This window comes from Nonomuraea sp. NPDC049714 (assembly GCF_044465295.1).
Lineage (GTDB): Bacteria > Actinomycetota > Actinomycetes > Streptosporangiales > Streptosporangiaceae > Nonomuraea.
Window position 1 is genome coordinate 273281 of sequence record NZ_JBITLM010000007.1, and the last position, 25976, is coordinate 299256.

General features: G+C 70.2%; 24 protein-coding genes. 11 read left to right on the forward strand and 13 right to left on the reverse strand.

Translation table 11 applies throughout. The annotated features are described in order from the left end of the window. Positions 1-13 precede the first annotated feature (13 nt). Entirely contained in the window at positions 14-652 is a 639-nt protein-coding gene (locus tag ACIBQX_RS27435) for an HNH endonuclease family protein (RefSeq protein WP_397009316.1), read from the forward strand. On the opposite strand, the gene ACIBQX_RS27440 is transcribed toward ACIBQX_RS27435, so the two are convergent. Genes ACIBQX_RS27440 through ACIBQX_RS27450 form a run of 3 tightly spaced genes read right to left on the reverse strand, consistent with a single transcriptional unit; the run spans position 653 to position 2915 of the window. Beyond that, entirely contained in the window at positions 653-973 is a 321-nt protein-coding gene (locus ACIBQX_RS27440; protein WP_397009318.1) for a PepSY domain-containing protein, read from the reverse strand. A 35-nt stretch (positions 974-1008) separates the two neighbouring features. Further along, the gene (locus tag ACIBQX_RS27445; RefSeq protein ID WP_397009320.1) at positions 1009-2241 is read right to left on the reverse strand and encodes an ATP-binding protein; all 1233 of its coding nucleotides are present in this window, start codon (positions 2239-2241) and stop codon (positions 1009-1011) included. Then, positions 2238-2915, reverse strand: a complete 678-nt coding sequence (locus ACIBQX_RS27450; protein ID WP_397009322.1) for a response regulator transcription factor — start codon at positions 2913-2915, stop codon at positions 2238-2240. Before ACIBQX_RS27450 ends, ACIBQX_RS27445 begins: the two co-directional genes overlap by 4 nt. Before the next feature lie 93 nt (positions 2916-3008). Between ACIBQX_RS27450 and ACIBQX_RS27455 the strand changes: the two genes are divergently transcribed. Further along, entirely contained in the window at positions 3009-3452 is a 444-nt protein-coding gene (locus ACIBQX_RS27455) for a hypothetical protein (RefSeq protein WP_397009324.1), read from the forward strand. 7 nt (positions 3453-3459) lie between these two features. Here the strand turns inward: ACIBQX_RS27455 and ACIBQX_RS27460 are convergent, their stop codons facing one another. From ACIBQX_RS27460 to aceB, 8 genes are all read right to left on the reverse strand, one after another. Further along, positions 3460-3672: a DUF2277 domain-containing protein gene (locus ACIBQX_RS27460; RefSeq protein ID WP_397009326.1), complete on the reverse strand. Its 213-nt coding sequence runs from the start codon at positions 3670-3672 to the stop codon at positions 3460-3462. Between the two features lie 76 nt (positions 3673-3748). Further along, positions 3749-5008, reverse strand: coding sequence for an RNA-guided endonuclease InsQ/TnpB family protein (locus tag ACIBQX_RS27465; protein ID WP_397009328.1), 1260 nt, complete (start codon positions 5006-5008; stop codon positions 3749-3751). Between the two features lie 140 nt (positions 5009-5148). Continuing rightward, the gene (locus tag ACIBQX_RS27470; RefSeq protein WP_397009330.1) at positions 5149-5886 is read right to left on the reverse strand and encodes an IclR family transcriptional regulator; all 738 of its coding nucleotides are present in this window, start codon (positions 5884-5886) and stop codon (positions 5149-5151) included. A 33-nt stretch (positions 5887-5919) separates the two neighbouring features. Then, positions 5920-6672, reverse strand: coding sequence for an IclR family transcriptional regulator (locus tag ACIBQX_RS27475; protein ID WP_397009332.1), 753 nt, complete (start codon positions 6670-6672; stop codon positions 5920-5922). After that, positions 6669-7871: a (Fe-S)-binding protein gene (locus ACIBQX_RS27480; protein ID WP_397009334.1), complete on the reverse strand. Its 1203-nt coding sequence runs from the start codon at positions 7869-7871 to the stop codon at positions 6669-6671. Before ACIBQX_RS27480 ends, ACIBQX_RS27475 begins: the two co-directional genes overlap by 4 nt. A 1-nt stretch (position 7872) precedes the next feature. Then, positions 7873-9111 carry an FAD-binding oxidoreductase gene (locus ACIBQX_RS27485; protein ID WP_397009336.1) on the reverse strand — a complete coding sequence of 413 codons (1239 nt, stop codon included), beginning with the start codon at positions 9109-9111 and terminating at the stop codon, positions 7873-7875. Further along, on the reverse strand, positions 9111-10550 hold the full coding sequence (locus ACIBQX_RS27490; RefSeq protein WP_397009338.1) for an FAD-linked oxidase C-terminal domain-containing protein: 1440 nt from the start codon (positions 10548-10550) through the stop codon (positions 9111-9113). Before ACIBQX_RS27490 ends, ACIBQX_RS27485 begins: the two co-directional genes overlap by 1 nt. Before the next feature lie 47 nt (positions 10551-10597). Beyond that, positions 10598-12175 (reverse strand): malate synthase A, encoded by a 1578-nt coding sequence (gene aceB / locus ACIBQX_RS27495; protein ID WP_397009340.1) that lies wholly within the window; start codon positions 12173-12175, stop codon positions 10598-10600. A gap of 162 nt (positions 12176-12337) precedes the next feature. On the opposite strand from aceB, the gene ACIBQX_RS27500 reads away from it, so the two are divergent. The 7 genes from ACIBQX_RS27500 (at position 12338) to ACIBQX_RS27530 (ending at position 22208) form a co-directional block, all read left to right on the forward strand. Then, complete coding sequence (locus ACIBQX_RS27500; protein ID WP_397009342.1) at positions 12338-13027, forward strand: DUF4097 family beta strand repeat-containing protein; 690 nt, start codon at positions 12338-12340, stop codon at positions 13025-13027. An 83-nt stretch (positions 13028-13110) separates the two neighbouring features. Then, positions 13111-14523 (forward strand): GTPase HflX, encoded by a 1413-nt coding sequence (gene hflX / locus ACIBQX_RS27505; protein WP_397009804.1) that lies wholly within the window; start codon positions 13111-13113, stop codon positions 14521-14523. A 416-nt stretch (positions 14524-14939) separates the two neighbouring features. Further along, positions 14940-16148, forward strand: coding sequence for an imidazolonepropionase (gene hutI, locus ACIBQX_RS27510; protein ID WP_397009344.1), 1209 nt, complete (start codon positions 14940-14942; stop codon positions 16146-16148). Positions 16149-16161: 13 nt separating this feature from the next. Continuing rightward, on the forward strand, positions 16162-16968 hold the full coding sequence (locus ACIBQX_RS27515; RefSeq protein ID WP_397009345.1) for a DegV family protein: 807 nt from the start codon (positions 16162-16164) through the stop codon (positions 16966-16968). 265 nt (positions 16969-17233) lie between these two features. Further along, positions 17234-17956: a helix-hairpin-helix domain-containing protein gene (locus ACIBQX_RS27520; protein ID WP_397009347.1), complete on the forward strand. Its 723-nt coding sequence runs from the start codon at positions 17234-17236 to the stop codon at positions 17954-17956. A 73-nt stretch (positions 17957-18029) separates the two neighbouring features. After that, a complete protein-coding gene (locus ACIBQX_RS27525) occupies positions 18030-20534 on the forward strand; it encodes a ComEC/Rec2 family competence protein (RefSeq protein ID WP_397009349.1) in 2505 nt (834 codons plus the stop codon). 393 nt (positions 20535-20927) lie between these two features. Continuing rightward, the gene (locus ACIBQX_RS27530; protein WP_397009351.1) at positions 20928-22208 is read left to right on the forward strand and encodes a hypothetical protein; all 1281 of its coding nucleotides are present in this window, start codon (positions 20928-20930) and stop codon (positions 22206-22208) included. On the opposite strand, the gene ACIBQX_RS27535 is transcribed toward ACIBQX_RS27530, so the two are convergent. Together ACIBQX_RS27535 and ACIBQX_RS27540 are read right to left on the reverse strand one after the other, a co-directional pair. Then, complete coding sequence (locus tag ACIBQX_RS27535; RefSeq protein WP_397009353.1) at positions 22192-22593, reverse strand: hypothetical protein; 402 nt, start codon at positions 22591-22593, stop codon at positions 22192-22194. The two genes, ACIBQX_RS27530 and ACIBQX_RS27535, sit on opposite strands and share 17 nt — an antisense overlap. Positions 22594-23294: 701 nt before the next feature. Beyond that, on the reverse strand, positions 23295-24194 hold the full coding sequence (locus ACIBQX_RS27540; RefSeq protein WP_397009355.1) for an alpha/beta hydrolase family protein: 900 nt from the start codon (positions 24192-24194) through the stop codon (positions 23295-23297). Between the two features lie 116 nt (positions 24195-24310). Between ACIBQX_RS27540 and ACIBQX_RS27545 the strand changes: the two genes are divergently transcribed. Together ACIBQX_RS27545 and holA are read left to right on the forward strand one after the other, a co-directional pair. After that, positions 24311-24889, forward strand: a complete 579-nt coding sequence (locus tag ACIBQX_RS27545; RefSeq protein WP_397009357.1) for a TetR/AcrR family transcriptional regulator — start codon at positions 24311-24313, stop codon at positions 24887-24889. A 112-nt stretch (positions 24890-25001) separates the two neighbouring features. Continuing rightward, on the forward strand, positions 25002-25973 hold the full coding sequence (gene holA / locus ACIBQX_RS27550; protein WP_397009359.1) for a DNA polymerase III subunit delta: 972 nt from the start codon (positions 25002-25004) through the stop codon (positions 25971-25973). Positions 25974-25976 lie beyond the last annotated feature (3 nt).

The window sequence follows — 25976 nt, forward strand, 5'->3', positions numbered from 1 at the left end:
TTTAGTGACAGTGGTGGCGCTCGGAGGCTGTGGCGATCTGGAGGCGACGCTGCTTCCCGATCAGGACGCGGACTCCGGCAAGGCCACCTCCGCCGACATCAAGGAAGCGCGCGAGAAGCTCGACGGGATCCCGGTGAAGGGCCGGGCGCCGAAGACCGGCTACGACCGGGACGAGTTCGGTCCCGCCTGGTCGGATGTGGACCGCAACGGCTGCGACACCCGCAACGACATCCTCAAGCGGGACCTGACCGAGGAGACGTTCAAGCCCGGCACCCACGACTGCATCGTGCTCACCGGCGTGCTCGACGACCCCTTCAGCGGCAGGACGATCGAGTTCGAGCGTGGACAGGACACCAGCAGCAAGGTCCAGATCGACCACGTGATCCCGCTGTCGGACGCCTGGCAGAAGGGCGCCCAGCAGCTGACCAAGACCGAGCGCAAGGAGTTCGCCAACGACCCCCTGAACCTTCTGGCCGTCGACGGCCCGCTCAACGGCCAGAAGGGCGACTCCGACGCGGCCACCTGGCTCCCGCCGCGCAAGGCCTACCGGTGCGAGTACATCGCGCGGCAGATCGAGGTGAAGGCGAAGTACGACCTGTGGGTCACCGCGGCGGAGAAGGAGGCCATGGCGGGCATCCTGTCCTCCTGCTGATCAGTCGTCGTCGCTGTCGTCGCTGTCCATGCGCTCGCTCTCCTGCTTGAGGAGCTTGCCCGTGGCCGCGTCGACGTCCAGCTCGTACTCTGTGTCGCCCTTGATCAGCTCGACCTCCCACACGTCGGGCTGGGTTGCGCGCCCGTCGAAGCCGACCTCGCGCACCCACGAGCCGGGCACCTGCTTCTGGGCGATCTGGATGGCCTGCTCGGCGCCCACCTTGGGGGCGGGCCGGTCGACGGCGGCGAAGGCGGCGGACCCGCCGGCCACGAGGGCCATGACGCCGGCACTGGCAACGATGATCTTCGTAGTGATGTGCATGCCCCTACGAAACCCCGATCAGCGGTAATCGCGCGCTAAGGCCGGGTTAACACCACTTCCACGATGGCGCCGCCCGACGACGACACCGTCAGCCGGCCACCCGAGGACTCGGCGGTGCGGCGCGCGATGTCCAGGCCGAGCCCGGTCGAGCCGCCCGCGCTGTTGCCCCTCTCCAGCAGGGCGGGGTCGAAGCCGGCCCCCGTGTCGCTGACCACCAGCACGGCTCCCGAAGGATGCGGCGCGAGCCGTACGGAGAACGACACCCCCTCCGGGGTGTGCGCGAAGACGTTGCCGAGCAGCGCGTCCACGCAGGCGCCGAGGGCCTCGGCGCCGACCGCCACGGTCAGCTCCTCCTCCGGCAGGGCGACCGTGACCGTGCGTCCCTGGTCGTCGGCGAGCACCGACCAGAACCGCACCCGCTCACCCACCACGGCCGTCGCGTCGCAGGCGCCGCGCTCGGCCGAGCGCTGCCTGGCGTCGGTGATGACGGCGCTGACGGCCCGCTCCAGCGCGTCCACCCGGGCGCCCACCCTCGCCGCCTCCTCGGGGTCCCGGAGCGACTCGACGTCCAGCCTCAGGCCCGTCAGCGGGGTACGGAGCCGGTGTGACAGGTCCGCGACCGACTCCCGTTCGGCCGCCAGCAGGTCGCCGATCCGCCCGGCCAGATGGTTGAGCGCCAGGGCCACCGAGCGCACCTCCGGCGGCCCGCCGGGCTCGGCGCGCGCCTCCAGGTCGCCGCCCGCCAGCCGGTGGGAGACCCGGGCCAGGCCGTCGACCGGCCTGGTGACCGCCAGCGCCAGCCGGTCGGCCAGCACGATGCCCAGCACCACCAGCGCCAGCCCGAGCACCAGCAGCGCCGCCCACGCCGCGCGTACGCCGCGCCGCAGCTCGTCGTCGCCGACGAACACCCTGATCACCACGGTGCCCTGCGGAGACTGGACGGAGGCCAGCACCTCCCTGCCGTCGTCGACCTCGGCGGTGACGCTGCGGCCCGTCGCGGCCAGCCGTACCGCCTCGGAGCGCTCGGCCGGGGCGCCCACCGTCCGCCCGTCCGGCAGGAACACCGTCACGGGACGCGACACCCGCTCCACGGCGAGCGGCAGGTCGGAGGTGCCGACCGCGAAGGCGACCGACTCGGCGGCGGTGGTGGCGCGGTTCATCGCGCCGTTCTCCGCCACGGCCCGGATCAGCAGCGCCATCGGCACCAGCAGCGCGATCAACACCAGCGAGGTGGTGGCCGCCACCAGCAGCGCCAGCCAGCGCCTCATGACGGCCCGACCAGCTTCACCCCGACGCCCCGCACGGTGTGCAGGTAGCGCGGCTCCGAGGCGGTCTCGCCCAGTTTCCTGCGCAGCCACGACAGGTGGACGTCCACCGTCTTGTCGGCCCCGCCGTACGGGAGCTGCCACACCTCGGTCAGCAGCTGACGCTTGGTGATGACCTCTCCCGGGCGTGCGGCGAGGTAGTGCAGCACGTCGAACTCGCGTGGCGTCAGCTCCAGCTCCGCCCCGTCGAGCTCGGCCGTCCGCGCGCGCGGGTCCACGCGCAGCCCGCCCACCTGGAGCGGCTCCGGCGCGCTCTCGCCCGCCCGCCGCAGCACGGCCCTGATCCGCGCGTCCAGCTGGGCGGCGCTGTAGGGCTTGACCACGTAGTCGTCGGCGCCCGCGTCGAGCACCGGCACCATCTCGGCGTCGCCGTCGCGGGCGGTCGCCACGATCACCGGCACCTTGCTCACCGCGCGCAGCATCCGCAGCAGCTCGCCGCCGTCGAGGTCCGGCAGCCCCAGGTCGAGCACGATCAGATCAGGGTGGTCCTGTACGGCCAGCCGCAGCCCGTCCAGCGCCGTGGGGGAGGAGGAAACGGCGTGGCCCAGCTCCCGCAGCCCCCGGCTCAGCGCCGTGCGGATCGCCACGTCGTCCTCGATGAGCAGGATGTCAGCCATATGAGGAAACCGTAGACGGTCACGGGCGATGCTCCGCGCCTCGTTATCGTCGCCTTAACCTGGCCTTAGCCGTACGTGGGGGAAGGTGACAGGGTGAAGCGACTCGTCCTGGCCTGGGTGGCCGCCGCGCTCGCCGCGACCGGTGCGGCCGTGGCGGCGCTCGGCCTGGTCAGCGGCGCACTGACCGGCACGTCCGGCCCGGTGCTGACCCAGGACGAGGCCCGAGCCGCCCTCGCCACCCTGCCACGCCCGATCTCGGCGTCCGCCGCGCCCGCCACGACCCCACCGCCGACCCCGCAGCCGGGCACGCCCGAAGGGGAGTTCGTCCGCACGCCGGGCGGCACGGTGATCGCCTCCTGCGCCGGCGGCCTGGTGACGCTGCGCTCGTGGAGCCCGGCCCAGGGCTACTCCGTGGACGGCGTCGAGCCGGGGCCGGGCCGAGAGGCCGAGGTGGAGTTCGAGGCGGACGAGGGCGAGGACGTGGAGCTCAAGCTCGGCTGCTCCGGCGACCGTCCCGTCAGGCTCCCGCCCGGCTGACGGGCGGTCAGCGGGCTCCGCGCACCTGGAGGGCGGCCAGCAGCTCCTCAGACGCTCTGGTGATGGTCTCCACGGCGCGGTCGAACGCCTCGGCGTTGTGCGCGGCGGGCGCCCGGAAGCCGGAGATCTTCCGGACATATTGCAGGGCCGCGGCTCGCACGTCGTCTTCGGTCACGTCCTCGGTGTAGGGCGGGCGCAGGGTCTTGATACTTCGGCACATACCCCTAACGTTGACTTCTCCCCGCCATGAATGGCAAGGATTCCCCCGTCTCACGGCGGGGTGTTTACTGCTGCTTCTACGCCGCTTGCGCGGTGAAGGTTTCGGGCGGTGCCAGGGTCGGGATCGCCTTGCCTGGTCTTACCTGCTCTTCACAGTCGTTTCGGGTGTCCGCCAGCCCGGCGGCCACGTCGTTCAGGCCGTCCTGAGTCTTCAGGCGGATGCCTTCGGCCAGGATGTTGAGCGCTGCGGCGATGTCACGGTCGTGGTGCTCGCCGCAGGAGGGGCAGTCCCAGGCGCGGACGTCCAGGCCGAGTTTCCCGATTTTGTGGCCGCAGCAGGGGCACAGCTGGGAGGAGGGATACCAGCGGTCGATGGCGATGAAGGTGCGGCCGTAGCGGGCCGCTTTGCCTTCCAGCAGGCGCAGGAAGGTGCCCCAGGAGGCGTCGTTGACGCTCTTGGCCAGTCGGCCCCGGGCCAGGCCCCGCACGGCCAGACCTTCGACTGCCACCGCTTGGTTCTCGCGGACGATCGTGGTGCTGGTCTGGTGCAGGAAGTCCCGGCGGGCGTCGCCGACCTTGGCGTGCTGACGGGCGAGCTTGATGCGGGCTTTGGCCCGGTTGGCGCTGCCCTTCCGCTTACGGGCCAGGGCGCGCTGGACCTTCTTCAGTTTGCGCTCTCTGCGGTGTAGCCATTTGGGGTTGGCTATCTTCTCGCCGTCGGAGGTGACCGCGTAGTGGGTCAGCCCGAGATCGATCCCCGTCTCCACATCGACCTGGGCGAGGGTTTGGCTGTCGTCGGGCACGTCAACGACGAACGAGGCGAAGTAGCGGCCCGCCGCGTCCTTGACAACCGTGACGCTAGAAGGCGCGGCAGGAAGCTCGCGCGACCACCGCACCTCGATCTCGCCGATCTTCGCCAGATACAACGCATCCCCAGCACCGCCGGGGCGAAGCCTGAACGCGGTGGTGGTGAACCGGGCCGACTGCCGGAGATCACGGCGCGACTTGAACACCGGCAGGCCCATCTTCGGGCCTTTGCGCTTGCCCGACACCGAGGCGAAGAAGTTTTGGTAGGCCACGTCCAGGTCCCGCAGCGACTGCTGCAACGGCACCGGCGACACCTGTCCGAGCCAATCCCGTTCAGGAGTGCGCTTGGCGGCGGTGATGCACATCTGCTGCAACCGTGGGCCACTGATCCACGCCCGGTCGGCCTTCCACCCGGCTTTACGCCGGGCCAGCGCGTCGTTCCACACCGCTCGGACACACCCGAACAATCGAGCCAGAGACGCCTGCTGGGGCGCGTCCGGGTACAGCCGGTAGTTGTAGCGCAGCTTCATCGACCACCCCCTACAGTGTGCGATCGCTCGCAAGCATTACGTGAACTCGAACATGCTAGCGCCTGCTCCATAGCCGTACCAGGGGAATACCGACGCGGCACACATCGGCCGGCAACACCGACTACTCGCTGTCTGCGGACCTATCGGTAATAGCCGATGCGCTGGCTTATCTCCAGTGCGCCGGCGGCCATGATCTCGCCCACCTCGGGCAGCCGCTGCGGCGTGAGCCGGTAGGAGGGGCCGGAGGCGCTGACCGCCGCCACCACCGAGCCGTCGCTGCCCATGATCGGCGCGGCCACCGCGTTCAGGCCCAGCTCCAGCTCCTCCACGGTGAAGGCCCAGCCGCGCCGCCTGATCTCCTCCAGCCCCAGCAGCCTGGCGTCGGTGATGGTCATGGGGGTGAACCGCTGCAGCTCGTCGTGCAGCAGCAGCGCGCCATAGGCCAGCAGCACCTTGCCGCTGGAGGTGGCGTGCGCGGGGGTGCGCTGGCCCACCCAGTTGTGGCCGCTGATCGCCGACGGCCCTCGCGCCTGGCTGATGTTGACCGCGTAGCCGTCCTGGGGCACCGCGACGTTGACGGTCTCGCCCACCTGTTTGGCCAGCCGCCGGCAGACGCGCCTGCTCTCCTTGGCCAGATCGAGCTGGGCCGTGGCTGCGCCCGCCAGCCGCACCACGCCGAATCCGAGCCGGTAGCGCCCGCGGTCACCGCTCTGCTCGACGAGCCCGCCCTGCTCCAGTGCGGCCAGCAGCCGGAAGGCCGTGGACTTGTGCACGTCTAGTTCGTTGGCCAGATCCGTCACCCGCGTCGCGCCCTCTCGGGCGAGTATCTCCAGAATCGCGATGGCCCTGTCGACTGATTGCACTGAGCTGTTGCTCATAGCGCAACACCATATCTGGCGAAGCGCCGCTTCTCAGCCCCCGCCGATCATCGGCCTGAGTTCCGCGCCGAACGCGTGCGCGATCTTCCGCATGCTCTCGGCCAGCTCGTCACGGTCCAGCGCGTCGATCCGGTCGGCCGGGCCGGACACCGACATGGCCGCCACCACCCGGTCCCCGTCGCGGACCGGCACGGCCAGGCAGTGCACGCCGAGCTCCTCCTCGCCCAGGTCCATGGCGTAGCCGTGGGCCCGCACCCGGTCCAGCTCGGCCATCATGGCGGGGCCGTCGGTGATCGTGTTGGGCGTGCGCCGGGGCATGCCGGTCCGCTCGAACACCGGCAGCGCCTCGCCGGCCGCCCGCCCGGCCAGCAGCACCTTGCCGACGGCCGTGCTGTGCGGCAGCACCCGCCTGCCGACCTCGGCGAACATGCGCAGCCTGCGCGGCGAGGGCACCTGCGCCACGTAGACGACGAAGTCGCCTTCGAGCACCGCCAGGTTCGCCGTCTCACCCGACAGCTCTACCATCTTGGTCAGGTACGGCTGCGCCCACACGGCCACCATGCTTTCCGCCACGCCGCCGAGCCGTACCAGGCCGCCGCCCAGCGCGTAGCGCCGGTCGGACTCCTGACGCACGTAGCCGCGTGCCAGCAGGGTCCGCAGCAGCCGGTGAATGGTCCCGTACGGCAGCCCGGTCCTGGCGGCGATCTCCGACAGTCCCGCCTCGCCGCCGTGCTCGGCCAGCGCTTCGAGCACGTCGAGCGCCCGCTCGACCGACTGGACACTCACAGGCTCACCCCGCGCAGCGAGGCGTCCAGCACCTCGGCGGTGTGCGCGACCTTGATGTCGCCGCCCGCGCGCCGCATCGCCGCGACGATCTGCATCGTGCAGCCCGGATTGGCCGATACCAGCAGCTCGGCGCCGGTCGAGCCGACCGACTCGGCCTTCCTGTCACCCAGGTCGCGGGCCGCCTCCGGCTGGAAGATGTTGTAGGTGCCGGCCGAGCCGCAGCAGATCGCCGAGTCGGGCACCTCGCGCAGCTCCAGCCCCGGGATGCCGCGCAACAGCTCGCGCGGCTGCGCCCGGACGCCCTGCGCGTGGGCCAGGTGGCAGGCGTCGTGGTAGGCGACGGTGCGCGGCAGCGGGTGCCGCTCGGCCACCGGCCCCAGCTCGGCCAGGAACTCCGACAGGTCCAGCACCCGGAAGCCGGGCTCCTCGCCGAGCAGGTCGCCGTACTCCTTCATCGACGACCCGCAGCCGGCCGCGTTCACCACGACCGTGTCGACGCCCGCCCTGCGGAAGGTCCTGACCGTCCGGCGGGCCAGCCGCCTGGCCTGGTCCGCCCGGCCCGCGTGTACGCTCAGCGCGCCGCAGCAGCCCTGGCCCGCGGGGATCACCACGTCACAGCCCTCCAGCGCGAGCACCCGCGCCGTGGCCGCGTTGACCTGCGGGAAGAACTCGCCCTGCACACACCCGGTGAGCATGCCCACCACGGCCCTGCGCGGGCCCCTGGCCCGCACCACGCGCGGCAGCCGCTGCCGTCGCGGCGCCGGCGGCGCCAGCCCGGCCATCGCGCCCAGGCTCGGATGGACCCGCTCCAGGAACGGCGCCAGCCGCTCGGCGAGCCGCATCCCGGGCCGCAGCAGCCGCAGCCTGCGCGGATAGGGGAACAGGCCGAACACCAGGCCGCGCACCGCCCGCTCGCGGGGGTCGCGCTCGTGCTCCCGCTCCACCACCTCCCTGGTCTGCTCGATCAGCCGGTCGTAGCGGACCCCGGACGGGCAGGCGGTCACGCACGCCATGCAGCCGAGGCAGGCGTCGAAGTGGCCCGCCATCTCCGGCGTCACCGGCGTGCCGCCGACATGCTGCCCCATCAGGTGGATGCGGCCGCGCGGGGAGTCCATCTCCTCGCCCCACAGCACGTACGTCGGGCACGTGGGCAGGCAGAACCCACAGTGCACGCAGTCGTTGATCAGCTCCGGGTCCATGTCAGATCCCTCCCACGAACCGGCCGGGGGACATCCTGCGCCCGGGATCGAAGCGTTCCTTCACCCGCCGCATCAGCGGCAGCGACCCGACGGCCCCCCACCGTTCCACACCTTCGTACGGCGTGGCCAGCACGGTCAGCCGGGCGCCGATGCCGTCCAGCCGGGCGCGCAGCGCGGCCACCGCCTCGGCGGTCTTCTCCTCGCCGGGGTCGTCCCACAGCTCCAGCCAGACCCGGCCCGCGACGGCGGAGCCGCGCAGCGAGAACCCGCTGTAGTGCACCGCGTCCAGCACCCGGGTCAGCTCGGCCGGCTCGAACCGCACCTCGGCCAGGATGTCGTCGTGCTGGATCAGCCCCCACTGCGGCGGCGGCTCGTCCCTGACGTCCTTGACCGCGTCCTTGACCACGCTGCCCATCCGGGCGCGCAGCACCCGCGCCCGTTCCTCCGCGGCAGTCCCCTCGACCAGCACGGTCATCCAGATCGGCCCTTGCCCGTGCGGCCAGTCGAGCTCCACCGCGCTGGGCTCCTCCTGCGCGGCGGCGAGCATCGCGGCCAGCTCCCCGGCCTGGCACGGCTCCGCCGCGGCCACCTCCGGCGGCTCCACCACGGCCACGATCCAGCGGCGGTCCACGGGCAGCGGATGCAGCCGGAACGTGGCCTCGGCGATCACCCCGAGGGTGCCGAAGGAGCCGGTGAAGAGCTTGCCCAGGTCGTAGCCCGCGACGTTCTTGACCACCTTGCCGCCGGACTTGGCGATCGTCCCGTCGGGCAGCACGACGGTGATGCCGATGAGCAGGTCCCGGGCGGTGCCGTACCGGAAGGCGCGCGGGCCTGCCACGGCGGCGGCGAGCGTGCCGCCGACCGTGCCGCCCTCGGCGAACGGCGGGTCCAGCGCCAGCTCCTGCCCTCGCTCCGCGAGCGCCGCCGACAGCGCGTCCATCGTGACCCCGGCCTGCGCCCGCACCACCAGGTCGCCCGCCGCGTGCTCGACGATCTCGTTCATGCAGCACATGTCGAGCAGCACGTCGCACCGCTCGGGCGCGGGCCCCCAGTGCAGCTTGGTGCCGCCTCCTGCGGGCACGACCGCCAGATCGTGCTCGGCGCAGGCCCGCAGCACGGCAGACACCTCCTCGGCCGTCTCGGGCAGGGCCACCCACCGGGGGGTCACGCCGCACACGGCGTCGTCGGGACCGGCTTCCCTGAGCGTCACGCCGGTCCTCGCCAGCTCCCGCGCCGGCATCAGAACTGCTCCGCCCGTCCGGACTCCACCAGCGGATGCACGCCCTTGCGCACGCCCGGCACCTCGCCGCAGAGCCGCGGGGTGGGGAACACCTTGCCCGGGTTGGACAGGCCGCGCGGATCGAAGGCGCACCGGACCAGCTGCATGGTGTCGAGATCCGCCTCGGAGAACATCTTCGGCATGTACTTCGCCTTGTCCACACCCACCCCGTGCTCTCCGGTGATCGAGCCGCCGTGCTCGATGCACAGATCCAGGATCGCGCCCGAGACCGCCTCGGCCCGCTCGCCGGCCCCCGGCTCGGCGTCGTCGAACAGCACCAGCGGATGCAGGTTTCCGTCACCGGCGTGGAAGACGTTGGCCACCCTGATCCCGTACGCGGCCGAGAGCCGGTCGATCTCGGCCAGCACCCGGGGCAGCGAGGTGCGCGGCACCACGCCGTCCTGCACGATGTAGGCGGGGCTGATCCGCCCGACGGCCGCGAACGCCGACTTGCGGCCCTTCCAGATCGCCGCCCGTTCTGCCGGATCCGCCGCCACCCGCAGCTCGAACGCGTCGGAGCAGATCTCCTCCAGCCGGGCGAACTGCCGCTCGACCTCGACCGCGGGCCCGTCCAGCTCCACGATCAGCACCGCGCCGGCGCCGGCCGGGTAGGCGCAGGCCACCGCCGCCTCGGCCGCCTCGATGGACAGGGCGTCCATCATCTCGATCGCGGCGGGCACGATGCCCGCGCCGATGATCGCCGACACGGCCTTGCCGCCCTGCTCGATGCTCTCGAAGGCGGCCAGCACCGTGGTGACCGCCTGCGGCGCGCGGCTCAGCCGTACAGTGATCTTGGTCGCGATGCCCAGCGTGCCCTCGGAGCCGACGAACGCGCCCAGCAGGTCGTAGCCGGGGTCCATCCGGTCGAGCGTCACCAGGTCGCCGTCGGGCGTGACGATCTCGCAGGCTTCGACGTGGTTGACGGTGAAGCCGTACTTCAGGCAGTGGGCGCCGCCGGAGTTCTCCGCCACGTTGCCGCCGATGGAGCAGATCTGCTGGCTGGAGGGGTCGGGCGCGTAGTAGTAGCCCTCGTGGCGCACCGCCTCGGTGATCGCCAGGTTGGTGACGCCCGGCTCCACCACCGCCCGGCGGTTGGGCAGGTCCACCTCCAGGACGCGGCGCATCCTGGAGGTGACGATCAGCACGCCGTCCTCGCGCGGCAGCGCCCCGCCGGACAGGCCGGTGCCGGACCCGCGGGCCACGAACGGCACCGCGAAGTCGTTGCAGAGCACGACCACCCGCGCGACCTGCTCCGCGGTGTCCGGCAGCACGACCACGCCGGGCGTGGCCCGATGGTAGGTGAGTCCGTCACATTCATAGGTACGCAACCGCACCGGGTCTGTGATCACCGACTCGGCGGGCAGCGCGCCACGCAGTGCCTCGATCAGCGTGTCCAGCATGACGCCTCCCGCATGCTCGCCCTATATACGTAAATATATGGCGACACTTACGGCATGCGGGCGTAGGCCGGAAGCGTCAGGAACTCGGCGAAGTCGTCGTCCAGTGCCACCTCCTTGAACAGCGCCGTCGCCTGGCCGTACAGCTCTTCGTCGTAACCCGGCTCGGCCGCGATCCCCGCCAGCTCCTCCGCGATGATCCGCTCGACCAGCTCCTTGGTCACCGGCGCGCCGGTGTCGGCGAGCGTGATGCCGTTGTGGATCCACTGCCAGATCTGCGACCGGGAGATCTCCGCCGTGGCCGCGTCCTCCATCAGGTTGTGGATCGCCACCGCGCCGAGCCCGCCCATCCAGGCGGCCAGATAGCGCAGCGCCACGTCCACGTTGTTGCGCAGCCCGGTCTCGGTGATGTCACCCGGCGTCTCGGAGACGGCCAGCAGGTCGGCGGCCGAGACGCTGACGTCCTCACGCAGCCGGTCGAGCTGGTTCGGCCTGGAGCCGAGCACGCCGTCGAACACCTCCCGGCACACCGGAACCAGGTCCGGGTGGGCCACCCAGGACCCGTCGAAGCCGTCACCGGACTCGCGCGTCTTGTCGCCGCGCACCTTCTCCAGCGCCGTCGCGTTCACCTCGGGGTCGCGGCGCGACGGGATGAACGCCGCCATCCCGCCGATCGCGTGCGCGCCGCGCTTGTGACACGTACGCACCAGCAGCTCGGTGTAGGCGCGCATGAACGGCGCGGTCATCGTCACCGCGTTACGCTCCGGCAGCAGGAACTCGCGGCCACGGGTACGGAACTTCTTGATCACGCTGAACAGATAGTCCCAGCGGCCCGCGTTCAGCCCCGCCGAGTGGTCGCGCAGCTCGTAGAGGATCTCCTCCATCTCGAACGCCGCCGGGTAGGTCTCGATGAGCACGGTCGCCCTGATCGTGCCCTGCGGGATCCCCAGCAGCTCCTGCGCCCGGACGAACACCTCGTTCCACAGCCGCGCCTCCAGGTGCGACTCCAGCTTCGGCAGATAGAAGTACGGTCCCCGCCCCTTGTCGATCTGCCGCTGGGCGCAGTGGAAGAAGTAGAGGGCGAAGTCGAACAGCGAGGCCGCCACCGGCCGCCCGTCCACCAGGGCGTGCTTCTCGTCCAGGTGCCAGCCGCGCGGCCGGACCACGACCGTGGCCAGCTCGGCGTCCGGCTTGAGCGCGTACGTCTTGCCGCCGCTCTCGAAGTCGATCGTCCGGTCGAGGGCGGCACGCAGGTTGAGGTGGCCGCTGACGCAGTTGGCCCACAGGGGGGAGTTGGCGTCCTCGAAGTCGGCCAGCCACACCTTGGCGCCGGAGTTGAGCGCGTTGATGGTCATCTTGCGGTCCACCGGGCCGGTGATCTCCACCCGGCGGTCCTCCAGGCCGGGAGCCGGCGGCGCGACGCGCCAGTCACCCTCCCTGACGGCCTTGGTCTCCGGCAGGAAGTCCAGCGTGCCGCCCGCCGACAGCTCCGCCTGCCTCGCCTGGCGCGCGTCGAGCAGCTCAAGGCGCCTGGCGCCGAACTCCCGCTGCAGAGCCGCCACGAAGTCCAGCGCCTCCGGCGTCAGGATCTCGTCGAACCGGTCGAGCATCTGGCCGGTGATCTCCATGGGCCCCTCGTCTCTTTTCCACTAGATGGAAACCGAGTTTTGTATTATGGAAGTGAAGTTATGCCATGGGGGTTCGACGGGTCAAAGGCGGGGGAAACCCCGGGTGGTGTTCGGGGGCATCCCCGATGTACGGAGGGCATAACACGGGCGATCATTCAAGGCATGAAGACGATCGCGATCGCGGGTGGACTCCTCGCATCCGCCGCCCTCCTGTCGGGCTGCGGCCTCGCCGGCCTCGGCGGCCCGACCAACCAGGACACCGTCAGCTACGAGGTGACCGACAAGGTGGCCAAGCTCCACGTCAAGAGCGGGGCCGGCGACACCGTGATCACCGAGACGGACGGCAGCGCCATCCGCGTGGTCGAGACGCTCCAGTGGCGTGACAACAAGCCCAACGCCGAGCACTCGGTCGACGGCGACACGCTGTTCGTCAGGTACGACTGCGAGCAGGACTGGGGCAGCTGCAGCGTCAACTACAAGATCGAGATCCCCAAGGGGCTGGCGGTGGACGCCGACGCCGGATCGGGCGACATCACGCTCAGGTCCCTGACCGGCCCGCTCAACCTCACCGTGGGTTCCGGCGACGTGGACGCCTCCGGCCTGGCGGGCAAGAAGGTCTTCGCCGAGGCGGGATCGGGCAACATCGAGCTCAAGTACACCGCCGCGCCCGACAGCGCGGAGCTCGAGGCCGGCTCCGGTGACGTGACCCTGCACGTGCCCGACGGCGCCTACGACGTCAAGACCCAGGTGGGCTCCGGCGACACGAACGTGGCGGTCGACAAGGACCCGAACTCGCCGCGCAAGGTGTCGCTCACCACCGGCTCCGGGAATGTCAGCGTGATCGCGGGATAACCAGGTGATTACATCTGGGATGTCGTGTCACCATCGGGGAAGACACTGAGGTGTCCAGACGTTGCCTATTAGAGATGACACGAATGCACGAATACTCCGCGCTCGACGAGTTCGAGAACGGCGACATGGACCTCGAGGAGCGCCAGGCGCTGCGCCGCGTGGCGGGCCTCTCCACCGAACTCCAGGATGTCTCCGAGGTCGAATACCGCCAGCTGCGGCTCGAGCGGGTCGTCCTGGTAGGCGTCTGGACCTCCGGGACCATCACCGACGCCGAAAACTCACTCCAGGAGCTGCGGCTTCTGGCCGAGACCGCAGGCTCCCTGGTGCTCGAAGGCCTCATCCAGCGTCGCCAGTTCCCGGACCCCGCCACCTATATCGGCTCCGGCAAGGCGCTGGAGCTGCGTGACGTGGTCGAGACGACCGGCGCCGACACGGTGATCTGCGACGGCGAGCTGAGCCCCGGCCAGCTCCGCCAGCTCGAGGAGACGGTCAAGGTGAAGGTCATCGACCGCACCGCCCTGATCCTCGACATCTTCGCCCAGCACGCCAAGAGCCGCGAGGGCAAGGCCCAGGTCGAGCTGGCCCAGCTGCAGTACCTCATGCCGCGCCTGCGTGGCTGGGGCGGCAACCTGTCGCGCCAGGTCGGCGGTCGCGCCGCGGGCGGCGTCGGCATCGGCGGCCGTGGCCCCGGTGAGACCAAGATCGAGCTGGACCGCCGGCGCATCCGCGAGCGGATGGCCAAGCTGCGCCGCCAGATCAAGGGCATGTCCACCTCACGCGACACCATGCGGCACCGGCGCCAGCGGCGCGAGGTGCCCGCCGTGGCCATCGCCGGCTACACCAACGCGGGCAAGTCCTCACTGCTCAACCGGATTACCGGTGCGGGCGTGCTGGTCGAGGACGCGCTGTTCGCCACCCTCGATCCGACCGTGCGCCGCGCTCGCACGCCCGAAGGCAGGGTGTTCACGATCGCCGACACCGTCGGCTTCGTGCGCCATCTGCCGACGCAGCTGGTGGAGGCGTTCCGGTCCACGCTGGAGGAGGTCGCCGACGCCGACCTGATCCTGCACGTGGTCGACGGCTCGCACCCCGACCCCGAAGGCCAGCTCACCGCCGTGCGCGAGGTCTTCGCCACCATCGAGGGCGTGGGTGACGTGCCCGAGATCGTGGTGATCAACAAGGCCGACGCCGCCGACCAGGAGGTGCTCGACCGGATCGCCAGGCGCGAGCGCGACAGCATCGTGGTCTCCGCGCGCACGGGCGCCGGGATCGGTGAGCTGTTGGAGCTCATCGAGCGCCGGATGCCCCAGCTGGATCACGAGGTCTCGCTGCTGATCCCGTACGACAGAGGCGATCTGATCTCGCGCGCCCACAAGGAGGGCGAAGTGATCTCCGTCGACCACGTCGGCGACGGCACGATCCTGCACGCCCGCGTGCTGCCCAGCCTCCATCAGGAGCTGGAGCGGGTGGGCAAGCCGGTCGAACGCGTCTCTTAGCGGTACTCCTGGGCAGCTCTCGCTCGAAAGGGCGCAGGGCTGCCCAAATGCCGCAGTGGTCCCGCAACGCTGGGATTGCTAGGATTAGCGCAGCCTTACCGATCTAAGGCACAGGTTTCGGATGATGACTCCTGCGATCCAGGACACACGCGGGAGTCTGTGGACGAAGGTGTGGCAGGGTGACGGTTGGGATCAGTGAGCTTTCTTCCGAATAACCCTGTACAGCGAGCGCACCTGTGAAATAACGTAACTGAACTGAAATCGCCGGATCATGAGTCTAGCGATACGGTCACCGCAAGCTTTTCGCGGATGAGAGCAGGAGACCCCCCCATGTCGTCCGGACCCGGAGCGGACTCAGTGGGCGCGGCGCAAGCAGCCGTGCGCTGCGTGCTGCTCAAGCGTGGGGCGGTGATGCGGTGACCGTTCGGCTTCTGACCAACATCGGCCGCCTCTGGACCGGAAACGAAGTCCTCAGCAACGCGGCCATTCTCGTGCACAACGACCGCATCGCGTGGGTCGGGCGAGCGCCCGACCTGCCGCAGAGCGTGCCCGGCGTCGTCGACGACATCGTCGACGTCGACCATGTCGAAAACCTCGGCGGCGCGCTCGTCACGCCCGGCCTCATCGACGCCCACACCCACCCGGTCTACGCCGGCAACCGCTACGCCGAGCTGGCCATCCGCACCGGCGGCTCCACCTCCGCGTCGATCGCCGCCGCAGGCGGCGGCGTGGGCTCCACCGTCACCGTGACCCGCGGCACCGACCCCTGGACGCTCTGCAACGGCGTCCGCGAGCGTCTGCGCGACTGGCTGCTCGACGGCACCACGACCGTCGAGGCCAAGACCGGCTACCACCTCACCCGCGACGGCGAGCTCGCCGACGTGCGGCTCCTGCGCGAGCTGGAGAAGGAGCCGATGATGCCGCGGGTGCACGTCACCTTCCTCGCGGCGCACGTGGTTCCTCCCGAATACTTCGGCCGTCAGCGCGAGTACGTCGAGGCCGTGGGCGCCTGGTGCGCCGACGCGGCGGCGGCCGGCGCCGACAGCGTGGACGTCTACTGCGACGAGGGCCACTTCACCACCGAGGAGTCCCGCTGGGTCCTCGCCTCCGGCCGTAACGTCGGCCTGCTGCCGCGCATCCACGCGGGCCTGTTCAGCCGGCGCGGCGCCGTTCAGCTCGCCGCCGAGCTGGGCTGCGCCTCCGCCGACGGGCTGCACAACATGTCCGAAGAGGACATCGCGATCATGTCCCGCTACGGCGTGCCCGCCGTGGTCTGCCCGGCCACCGCGCTCCAGCGCGGCAAGCTCCCGCCCGTCCGCCAGATGATGAAGCACGGCGTGCAGATCGCGCTCGGCAGCGACCACAACCCGGGCCACTGCGGCATCACCTCGATGTCACTGGTCATCGCGATGGCCGTGTCGGCGTTCGGGATGAGCGTCAACGACGCTTTGCGCGCCGCCACACTCGGTGGCGCCAACGTGCTCGGCGCTCCCGACCGGGGCGTCCTGGCGCCGGGCCGCCTGGCCGACATCGTCCAGTGGGACGCCGACCACGAAGGCGCCTTCGCCTGGTCCTTCGGCCTCAAGCCGCGCCGCGTCTGGCGGGGTGGGACACCGGTTCAGTAGCCGACCTCGGTCCATGCCGCCAGCCGTCGCCGTAGTCACCGATTCCACCGCCTATCTGGCCGACCTGCCTGGCGTCACCGCCGTCCCCGTACAAGTGATTTGCCAGGATAAGTCCTGTGATGAGTGGGATTTTTCCGGAGATTTCGCGTTAGCGACCACTTCGCGCCCTTCTCCCGCGCGTTTCGCGCGCTGCTACGACGAGCTCGCCGCAGCCGGTGCGACGGGCGTCGTCTCCATCCACCTGTCGGGCGAGCTCTCCGGTACGGTCCACTCCGCCCTGACGGCGGCCGTGGACGCTCCCGTGCCGGTCGAGGTGATCGACAGCCGCTCCATCGCCATGGGCCTCGGTTTCCCGGTCCTGGCGGCGGCCCGCGCCGCGGCGGCTGGCGACCCCCTGGAGTCGGTGGCGGAGGCCGCCAGGCGGTGCGTCGCGCAGACCCGCTCGTTCTTCTACGTCGACACCCTGGAGCACATCCGCAGGGGTGGCCGCATCGGGGCCACGGCGTCGCTGGTGGGCTCGGCGCTCATGATCAAGCCACTGCTGCACCTCGTCGACGGACGAATCTCGCTGCTGGAGAAGGTCCGCACCTCCAGCCGTGCCCTTGCCCGGCTGGAGGATCTGGCGGTACAGGCCGCGGGGGAGGGGGCCGTGGAGATCGCGGTCCAGCACCTGGCAGCCCCGGACCGCGCCGCTTCCTTGGCGGAGCGTTTGGCCAAGCGGGTGCCTGGGCTGGTGCGGTCGCGGGTGGTGGAGGTGGGGGCCGTGGTGGGGGTACATGTGGGGCCGGGCATGCTGGGCCTTACGGTCACGTCGGCTTGACTGCCATGCCGGCTGGCAACTTCGACCGGCCGGTCACGATCGCCTGGGGTTTGACGGTCGCCTGGCCGGTCACGGTCACCTGGGGTTTGACGGTCACCTGGCCGGTTGCGGTCACTTGGGTTTGACGGTCATCTCGACTGGCTTCGGCTTGCTGGTTGTTTGGGTTTCGAGGTTGTCCACAGCGCTGTGGCCGACCGTTCTCCGTTGTCCACAGAACCCTGTTCGGTGGGATGCATAGGGTCAGGGGCCACGTAGGTTCTCCGCCGTGCGCACTCCAGATCCCACCGCTGAGCGGACCATAGCCGAGTCCCGGCTGCGATCCATCACCACTCCTGAGCGCGCTCCCCTCCTCGCCCACATGCCGGCCACCTTCCAGGAGTTCCGCGCGGCCGTGACCGCACCGGGCCTGGACCCGGGCAGACCAGGTCTGCGAGTCCTGCTGGCACTGGCCGCCGCCGCCGTGATCGTCGCCGGCTTCTTCCTCTGGCGTTCCCAGCCCACCTTGGAGCCACTGGCCGCCCCCACCCCCATCTCAAGCCCTCCCCCCGCCGCCTCGTCCCGGCCATCCTCGACGGCCCAAGTGACGGTTCACGTAGCAGGCAAGGTCCGCAGACCAGGCGTCTACTCCCTCCCCATGGGCGCCCGGGTGACCGACGCGGTCACGGCCGCCGGAGGCGTGCGCAAAGGAGCCCCCCTCGGCCCTGTCAACCTGGCCAGACGCCTGACGGACGGCGAGCAGATCTTGGTGGGCGCCACCGCCCCAGCCGCCGTAGCCGGCGCCGCTCCGCCGGAAACAGCCATCCTGGACCTGAACTCAGCCACCCCGGACCAACTGGAGCAACTGCCAGGCGTAGGCGAAGTCCTGGCCTCTCGCATCGTGGACTACCGCACCACCCACGGCGCCTTCACCACGATCGACCAACTCCGCGACGTAAGCGGCATAGGGGCAAAGAAGTACGAGGAGATCAAACCAAAGGTCCGCGTCTGACATGCCCCCGAGAAACGGAAGCCGCTCTCCGCATGCCGATCCTCCGGACGGTGGCCCGGACGACGCCATCGTCTTGGGACGCGTCTGGCCGCTCACCTTCCCCGCCCTGGCGGCCTGGGTCAGTGCTCTCATCCTCCTGGGCTGCCCCGCCACCGTCGGAGCGACGGTGGCGGCCCTGGCCGCTGCCGGCGCCGGCTTCGCCGCATGGCTGGCCCGCTCGTCTTCCCACCGCAACGTGACGATCGCCGTCCTGGTGTGCCTAGCGGCGACGGCCGCCTCGATCGCCCTCCGCGTCCACGCGGTCACCACAGGCCCGACGGTCGCACTGGCAGCCAGGGGCGCCACCGTCACCGCCGAGATCACCCTGACGAACGACCCCAAGATCAGGCGCTCCAAGACCGCCTACTTCACCCGCGACAGTGTCATAGCCGAGGCCACTCTGGAATCACTCCGAACCGGACGCCAACGCATGGTCGTACACACCCCGATCGTCGTGTTCGCCAACGGCTCCGAGTGGCGTGACCTCCTGCCCAGCCAGCGCCTGCGCGTATCGGGCCGCCTGTCCGCACCCACCTCGGGCCACCTGACAGCCGCCGTCCTCCTGGTCCGAGGGCCACCTCGAATCCTCACGCCCCCTTCGTGGATCCAGACCGCAGCGGGCGCTTTCAGGCAAGGCCTCCGCAGAGCCGCCGACGTCCTTCCCCCGGACCAGCGCGGCCTCCTCCCCGCCCTGGTAGTAGGAGACGTCTCCCGCATCGACCAGCAGGTGAACTCCAACCTCCAGGAAGCTGGCCTAAGCCACCTGAATGCCGTAAGCGGCGCAAATCTAGCAATCGTCGCGGGAGCCGCCCTCGCTCTCTCCCGCCTCGCCGGCCTGCCCCTAGCCCCCCGAGCCGCCTTCGCGGCCCTCGCCATGCTCGCCTTCGCCATTGTGGCCAGACCCTCGCCCAGCGTCCTACGAGCCCTCCTCATGGGCCTGGTGGCGGCCGCCGCCCTCGGCACCGGCCGAGCCAAGGACGGCATGGCGGCCCTGTCGGTGACCGTCCTCCTGCTGATCCTCTTCGCCCCCGAACTGGCCCGCTCCTACGGCTTCGCCCTATCGGTAACCGCCACCGCCGGCATCCTCCTCCTAGCTCCACGCTGGCGCACCCGCCTCACGGGCTCCGCCCCCACCCCCTCGAACAACGACACCCCCACCCCAGACATCGTCCCGTCGGGTTCACGCTGGCGCGCCCATCTGGTGGGCTTCGACCCCACTGACACCTCCACCACAGCCAGCACGCCTGTGGAGGCGCGCGTGACGGCATCGGGAAGGCCGGTGGGAGAGACGGGGAGACGCCTGCGGCTGCCCCGGTGGGCGGCGGAAGCCGTGGCGGTGCCTGCGGCGGCGCAGGCCGCCGTCACGCCGGTGCTGGTGCTCATGTCGGGCCAGGTGAGCCTCATAGCCGTCCCGGCCAACCTGCTCGCAGGCGTGGCCGTGGCCCCCGCGACCCTGCTCGGGTTCGTCGCCGCACTGATCGCGCCCTTCTGGCCCGAGGCCGCCCAGGTCCTGGTGATCCCGGCGGGGTACGCGGTGGGCTGGATCATCATGGTGGCGCAGTGGGCCGCGAACGTGCCCATGGCCAATCTCCCGTGGCCGGCGGGCCTGGCAGGGTTGGGCCTGCTGGTGGTCGTCGTGGCGGTCGCGGTGCCGGTGATGAGACGGCGCGCGTGGCGGACAGTCACCCTGACGGTGGTGGGAGCGGCCCTCGCCGCGATGCTCGTTCTACGACCGATCATGGCCCCCTGGCCGCCTCCGGGGTGGCTGATGGTGATGTGTGACGTCGGCCAGGGCGACGGGCTGGTGATCGCGGCAGGCCCACAACAGGGAGTGGTCGTCGACGCGGGTCCGGACCCTTCCGTCATGGACGGCTGCCTACGCAGAATCGGCATCCGTGACGTGCCGTTGGTGATCCTCACACACCCGCACGCCGATCACGTGGACGGTCTGACGGGCGTGCTCCGGCACAGGCGCGTAGGGGCGGTCCTGACCAGCCCGTACCAAGAATCCCCGCCACAGAGTGCCCACTTCACCGCAGACCTCGCCCGCCGTCGCATCCCGACATGGACCGCACACCCGGGCACCAGATGGCGATTCGGCCCGTCGGAGCTGACGGTCCTGGCCCCCGACCCGGCGAACGCCCAAGCAGGCGGACAAGGAGAGGGCAGCGCCGCCAACAACTCCAGCGTCGTGATCCACGTACGCTGGCCCAAAGGCTCGGCCCTCCTCTGCGGCGACATCGAGTCCGAAGCCCAGGAGGACCTGCTCCGGGGCCCCCTGCCGCAGGCCGACATCCTCAAGGTGCCCCATCACGGCTCGCCACGCCAAGTCCCCGCCTTCTTCAACGCGATCGACCCCCGCGCCGCGCTGGTCAGCGTAGGCGCGGACAACGGCTACGGTCACCCCGCCCCGAAGACGCTTGCCGCGCTACGCCACCTCGGAGCCCGCATCTACCGCACCGACAAATCCGGCGACCTCGCCATCGTCGCCACAGACACCGGCCTGGCGGTGGTAGCTCGGGGTTCTCGCGCACGGTGATCTGGTGGTACTGCAGCGAATCAACCCGAGCAGCGGCGTCACCGAGGCCGACTACCGCGTTCTTCTGGAGTGGCTGCGCAGCATCGACGCCACTCCGCCATCGAGTGCCTCCTGAGAGCCTTGGAATCATGGGGACGGCGGAAGACGATCAGCCCCTTGCCGCATTCCTGGCGGCCGTGGACGTTGGCGACACCCTCGCCGGCACCGTGGCCGACGTCACGCGATCGGGGGCACCTTCCCACGTTCGGCTGGTGGGATCCGGCAGGTCGGCGACCGGGTGTCTGCCGAGGTCATCGCCGTCGATTCTCAGGGCGGGCACGTCCTGCTCTCCCGATCAGCCGCCGAGAACCCCCCACTCTGGGCGTTCCCAAGGCATTGCGACCGGGACAGCGCTTGTTCGGCACCGTGGCGGCTATCGAGAGTTTCGTCATCTTCGTCGATCCGGACGACGGGCCGAGGCATCCCGTCTTCCCCGGCGTCGGCTTCATCACCATGCCCGAGCCGTCCTGGCGCAGATGCGAGGACCCGTCCGAGATCGTCTCGATGGGACAGCACATCACCTGCGAAGTCCGCACATTCGATATCACCAACGGTGAGGCCGGTTCCGGCATACTCGGCAGCATGTCGACCGCCCATATCACCCTCGACGAGTGGCTCCACTTCGACCGAAAGGCGGCTGCAGCCACGGCCGAGGCTACCGCTCAGGCCGTAGGCGGTGTCGTCACGTCCGTCCACCTGCACGAATTCGCCGGACGAACCGCCTACAACGCGATCATCGAGGTCGACGGGAGGTCGTTCGCCTTCGTCCCCGGCGGACACGCTCAGCTCGGCTTCGACCCCGAATCCTGGACGCCGACCGACGAGGAGGTTCTTTCCTATCTCGGTAGCCACGCAGCGTTGGATCTGTTCCCCGAGTCCGCCGACCTTGAGCCGGATGACCGAGCTGAGGCCCTCGCCCGCCGGACCGACAGTACTGTCGACGGGATCCGCGAACACATCGCCGCGATCACCTCGCGCCCCCGTGCTGCGCATGTGAAGGCGTTCCTCGCCGCAGTGCACGCTGACGAGGCCGGTGTGAGTGAGGCTCCCCTCGATCACCCGATCATCACCGCGCTCATCCAGAAGTGGAAGCCTGGATACCAGGAACTCGTCGACGATCTCATCCTGCCCGAAACCGACACGGGCACCCACGGCAGAGTCCGCTTCGCCCCAGGCGGAAAACCCACGGCGGCGTGGCTGGCGGCCCACACCACCTACGACACGATCACCGATGAGCTGGGACGGACCGGCCGACGTCTGCCCACTCCCAATGAATGGGAACACGCCTACGCATTCGGCGCACGAAGCCTGTTCCCCTGGGGCGATCGCATGCCGACCCGATGGCTTGAGGACGGCAACACCCTGGTCATGCCCGACGGCGTCCGCGTGGCCGGAGCATCGCCGACGCTGTCAGGACTGCACATGGCCCAAAACCCCTACAAGTGGGAACTGACCGCCGACCGCCGCGAGGTCCGCGGCGCCGACGGCGGTGGTGCCGAGTGCGGTGGCGAACCCTGGTTCACCAAGTGGTTGATTCAGGCAAGTGCCTATCGCGACCCCGAACACGGCGAATTCGTTGCGAAACGCCCGCACACACGCGGCACCCTCGTCAGGCCTGTCATCCCGCTGGATTGATGAGGTGGTCGGCCCCCAACGGCGCGTCGCCTCGAACCTCGCGGGCGAAGGCGGCGCTGGTCACAAGCAGCGCGGCCCCCGTCACATAGTTCAGGAAGGGGCCGAACCAGACGGCGTCCCAGAGGGAGAACCGGATCGTCTCACGGCACCCGACCTCGACGACCTCGATCGCGAACGGGATCGAGAACACCACCGCGCCCACGAGAAAGAGCCCGGCCCCCGCCCACGCCGCGATCGCGCTCCACCGGCCCCTCAGCGCGATGACGGCGGCCAGAGCGAGGGCCATCACACCGGTCGGCCGGCCGTTCAGCTCCGCCGAGATTGTCGGCCAGTTGATCGCCAGGAGCCAGTCGACGTCGGTGCTCGCGTATGGTTCGGCGCTCAAGGGACAGGTGAAACCCTCTGCCGTGAAGACGGGCCCCTCAGGGAGGTACCACCACGTTGTCCGCAGAGCGGGGGCGGCCAGCGCGGCCAAGGCGGACACGATGACGAGCCGCAGCGGGAGGAGGGGCGGTAACGGGAGCACGGAACCCCTCACATCTCATGATCAGCGAGGGCCTCAGCATAGAGCGTCGTGCGGCCTGCGGCCTGCGGCCTGGAGGATGCCGGGTCGTCCGCTGCAACCCAACCGGGTGATCCCCGATGGTAGATGATCACCGATGAGGACTACGGCCGCACCTAGAGCTGCGGGAACCTCTATGGGTTTCCAACGTGTTCACGGCGTAGTCCGTCCGGTCTGGCCGGTTCAAAGGACAAGGTCTCCTTTCCGCCCGCACGCCATCCGGTGCCCAGCCCGTGTCCTGCATGCCCGTCGTGCCCATGCGGCGTGTCCTGCCCGTGCGGGCTGGCAGGTTCGGAGGTCGTGCCGAGGGGGACGCGGGTGTCCGTAGACGGCGTCATCGGGATCGGATAACCGGCTCAGTCCGAGGCGGAGACTTCCCAGCGAGGAGCGACTGGTGATCGGGGCTTCGGTGAGCCGCAGTAGTCGAAGGTCACGGTGGGCCGGGTAGCGTGCTGCGGGCGTGTGGGGCTGGGCCCACTGAGCAGTTTGCGAGAGCGCGTTCACCCGGTCCGGTGGCGTGGGTTCTATTTGGAGTCGAGGTGGCCCAAAGCGCTGTCCACCGAAGCCGGCCAGGTGGAGTCCTTGAGGCCGAGGGTGTCGCGAAGGTAGGCCCAGGTGAGGCGCTGGATCAGGGCGACCCGTTCGGGGCTCTCGTCCGTCGTCTCGGTGGATTCGTAGGCGGAGATGCCACCGAGCGAGTGCTCCGCCCCGGCCAGGGTGAGCAGGCTCTTGCCGGCCGGGCTCAGGTGGTACGCGTCGGTGAACCAGTCCGGCCCCCGGAGCGACAGCGGGGAGTCGTCCTGGTCGCCTGCGACGATGAGGGCCGGGGTGGTCATGTCCGTGAAGCTCGGGCTCATGAAGGGGAAGTGCTCGGCCGCGAACGGGGACAGGTCGGCTCCTCCCGTGCCTGTCACGGCCAGCAGGACGCCGGCCTTGATCCGTGGGTCCGACATGTCCTCGCCGGGGGTGCCGTCGGCGTTGAGCACCCGGGCTCCCAGCAGGGTGCTCGCCGTCTGGGCGCCCCAGGAGTGCCCGGCCACGGCGATGCGGGTGCGGTCGAGGCGTCCGGCGAGGCCGGGGACGGACGTCTCCAGGAGGTCGAGTCGGTCGAGAACGAGCTTCAGGTCGTCGACCCGGAGCTTCCAGATGAGTGGTGTACGCGGGTCGTCAGACGGGAGGTTCAGCGTCCGCGAGTCGAGGTGGGTGGGCTGGATGACGACGAAGCCGTGGGAGGCCCAGAAGTCGGCCAGCGGGGCGTAGCCGGTCGCGGACTGGCCGAAACCGTGGGAGAAGACGATGACGGGCAGTTCGTGGCCGGTCACGGGTGCGGAGATCCGTACCCGCAGATCCTCGCCGCGATCCGGCGCTGGCAGCGTGGTCGGGTGCACCGAGACGACCGGCGTGGGCTCTGGCATTGCGTGCATGGTTGTTCCTTCGCGACTTGGCATCGGCCTGCCGGGCTGGCATCCTGTCAATGCGGAACTTGGTTCCGACTGGAATATACGGAACAGTGTTCCGTTTTGCAAGACGGGAGTGGACGATGGCCGGCGCCAGTGGCGAATCGGTGGCTCCGAGGAGACGGGCTGACGCCCGGCGTAACGAGAAGGCGCTGCTGGACGCGGCCGCCTCGGTGTTCGTCGCCTCCGGCGTCGACGCCCCGGTGCGGGAGATCGCCGGCAAGGCCGGCGTCGGCGTCGGCACGATCTACCGCCACTTCCCGACACGGGCCGATCTCATCGTCGCGGTCTACCGTCACCAGGTGCAGGCGTGTGCCGACGCAGGCCCGGCGCTGCTGGCGGAGAGCGCCACACCGCACGCCGCACTGGCGAGCTGGATCGACCTCTTCGTCGACTTCCTGGTCACCAAGCACGGCCTGGCCGAGGCGCTGCAGTCCGACCAGGAGGCGTTCCAGACGCTGCACGCCTACTTCCTGGACCTCCTCGTCCCCGTCTGCGCGGACCTGCTCGACGCCGCCGCCACAGCGGGCGAGATCGTCCCCGACATGGACGCCCTCGTTCTGATGCGCGGCATCGGCAATCTCTGCATCGGGGCCGAAAGCCCTCGCTACGACGCGCGCCGCATGGTCGGGCTCGTCATCGAAGGACTGCGGCTCCGCTAGGCGTGCTGCGTGGCGGCCGGCGGCGGTCCCGCCGCGCGTTCCATCCAGTACGACCACACGACTCACCAGGGTGAGTTCCGGGTTGTCGGTGGGGCGTGGCATGCTGCCTGACATGGCGGGAACCGATCCAGCACCTGTGACCCTGGTGGTCGGCGACGAGGAGTTGCTGGCCGAGCGGGCGGTGGCCGCCGTCGTCGCGGCGGCGCGGGCCGGGGGAGACGGGGCGGAGGTGCACGATCTGGTCGGATCCAAGGTGACGACCGGTGAGCTGACCCAGCTGACGTCGCCCTCCCTGTTCGGGGATCGGATCGTGGTGGTGATCCGGTCGGCACAGGATCTGGTGAAGGATGTCAGCGCCGAGGTCCTGGCCTATGCCAAGCAGCCCTCCGACGACGTCGTCCTCGTGCTGGCGCATCCGGGAGGGGCCAAGGGCAAGGCACTGGTCGACGGGGTCAAGAAGGCCGGCGCCAAGGTGGTCACCATCACCAAGGTGACCAAGGCCGGGGATCGGCTCGACTTCGTCAAGAGCGAGGTCAAGAGGGCCGGCCGTAGCATCGCGCCAGATGCGGCTCAGGCGCTGCTCGACGCGGTGGGCAATGATCTGCGGGAGCTCGCGGCGGCCTGCAGCCAGCTGGCGTTCGACACGCAGGACAAGACCATCAACCTCAATGCGGTGGCCCGCTATCACAAGGGGCGGGCCGAGGTCACCGGGTTCAACGTGGCGGACTCGGCGGTCGAGGGGCGGCTGGGGGAGGCGCTGGAGCAGCTGCGCTGGGCGCTCGGCACCGGGGTCGCCCCGGTGCTGCTGGTGAGCGCGCTGGCCGGCGGGCTGCGGTCCATCGCCAAGGTCGGGGGCGCGCCTCGTAATCTGCGTGGTGGGCAGCTGGCCAGCCACCTGGGGATGCCGCCGTGGAAGATCGACCGGGTCAAGCGGCAGCTGAACGGCTGGGGTCCAGAAGGGCTCTCGCAGGCCATGCAGGCAGTCGCCGACGCCGACGAGCAGGTCAAGGGCGGCGGCGCCGACCCCGCCTACGCTCTCGAACACACCGTCCAGGTCATCGTGGCGAGCCGCACCGGCCGCTGACCG

Bases quoted from the DNA above. Each gene is read 5' to 3' on its own strand.
- ACIBQX_RS27440 (WP_397009318.1), bottom strand. From the start codon at position 973: ATGCACATCACTACGAAGATCATCGTTGCCAGTGCCGGCGTCATGGCC.
- ACIBQX_RS27445 (WP_397009320.1), bottom strand. From the start codon at position 2,241: ATGAGGCGCTGGCTGGCGCTGCTGGTGGCGGCCACCACCTCGCTGGTG.
- ACIBQX_RS27450 (WP_397009322.1), bottom strand. From the start codon at position 2,915: ATGGCTGACATCCTGCTCATCGAGGACGACGTGGCGATCCGCACGGCG.
- ACIBQX_RS27460 (WP_397009326.1), bottom strand. From the start codon at position 3,672: ATGTGCCGAAGTATCAAGACCCTGCGCCCGCCCTACACCGAGGACGTG.
- ACIBQX_RS27465 (WP_397009328.1), bottom strand. From the start codon at position 5,008: ATGAAGCTGCGCTACAACTACCGGCTGTACCCGGACGCGCCCCAGCAG.
- ACIBQX_RS27470 (WP_397009330.1), bottom strand. From the start codon at position 5,886: ATGAGCAACAGCTCAGTGCAATCAGTCGACAGGGCCATCGCGATTCTG.
- ACIBQX_RS27480 (WP_397009334.1), bottom strand. From the start codon at position 7,871: ATGGACCCGGAGCTGATCAACGACTGCGTGCACTGTGGGTTCTGCCTG.
- ACIBQX_RS27485 (WP_397009336.1), bottom strand. From the start codon at position 9,111: ATGCCGGCGCGGGAGCTGGCGAGGACCGGCGTGACGCTCAGGGAAGCC.
- ACIBQX_RS27490 (WP_397009338.1), bottom strand. From the start codon at position 10,550: ATGCTGGACACGCTGATCGAGGCACTGCGTGGCGCGCTGCCCGCCGAG.
- aceB (WP_397009340.1), bottom strand. From the start codon at position 12,175: ATGGAGATCACCGGCCAGATGCTCGACCGGTTCGACGAGATCCTGACG.
- ACIBQX_RS27500 (WP_397009342.1), top strand. From the start codon at position 12,338: ATGAAGACGATCGCGATCGCGGGTGGACTCCTCGCATCCGCCGCCCTC.
- hflX (WP_397009804.1), top strand. From the start codon at position 13,111: ATGCACGAATACTCCGCGCTCGACGAGTTCGAGAACGGCGACATGGAC.
- ACIBQX_RS27515 (WP_397009345.1), top strand. From the start codon at position 16,162: ATGCCGCCAGCCGTCGCCGTAGTCACCGATTCCACCGCCTATCTGGCC.
- ACIBQX_RS27540 (WP_397009355.1), bottom strand. From the start codon at position 24,194: ATGCACGCAATGCCAGAGCCCACGCCGGTCGTCTCGGTGCACCCGACC.
- ACIBQX_RS27545 (WP_397009357.1), top strand. From the start codon at position 24,311: ATGGCCGGCGCCAGTGGCGAATCGGTGGCTCCGAGGAGACGGGCTGAC.
- holA (WP_397009359.1), top strand. From the start codon at position 25,002: ATGGCGGGAACCGATCCAGCACCTGTGACCCTGGTGGTCGGCGACGAG.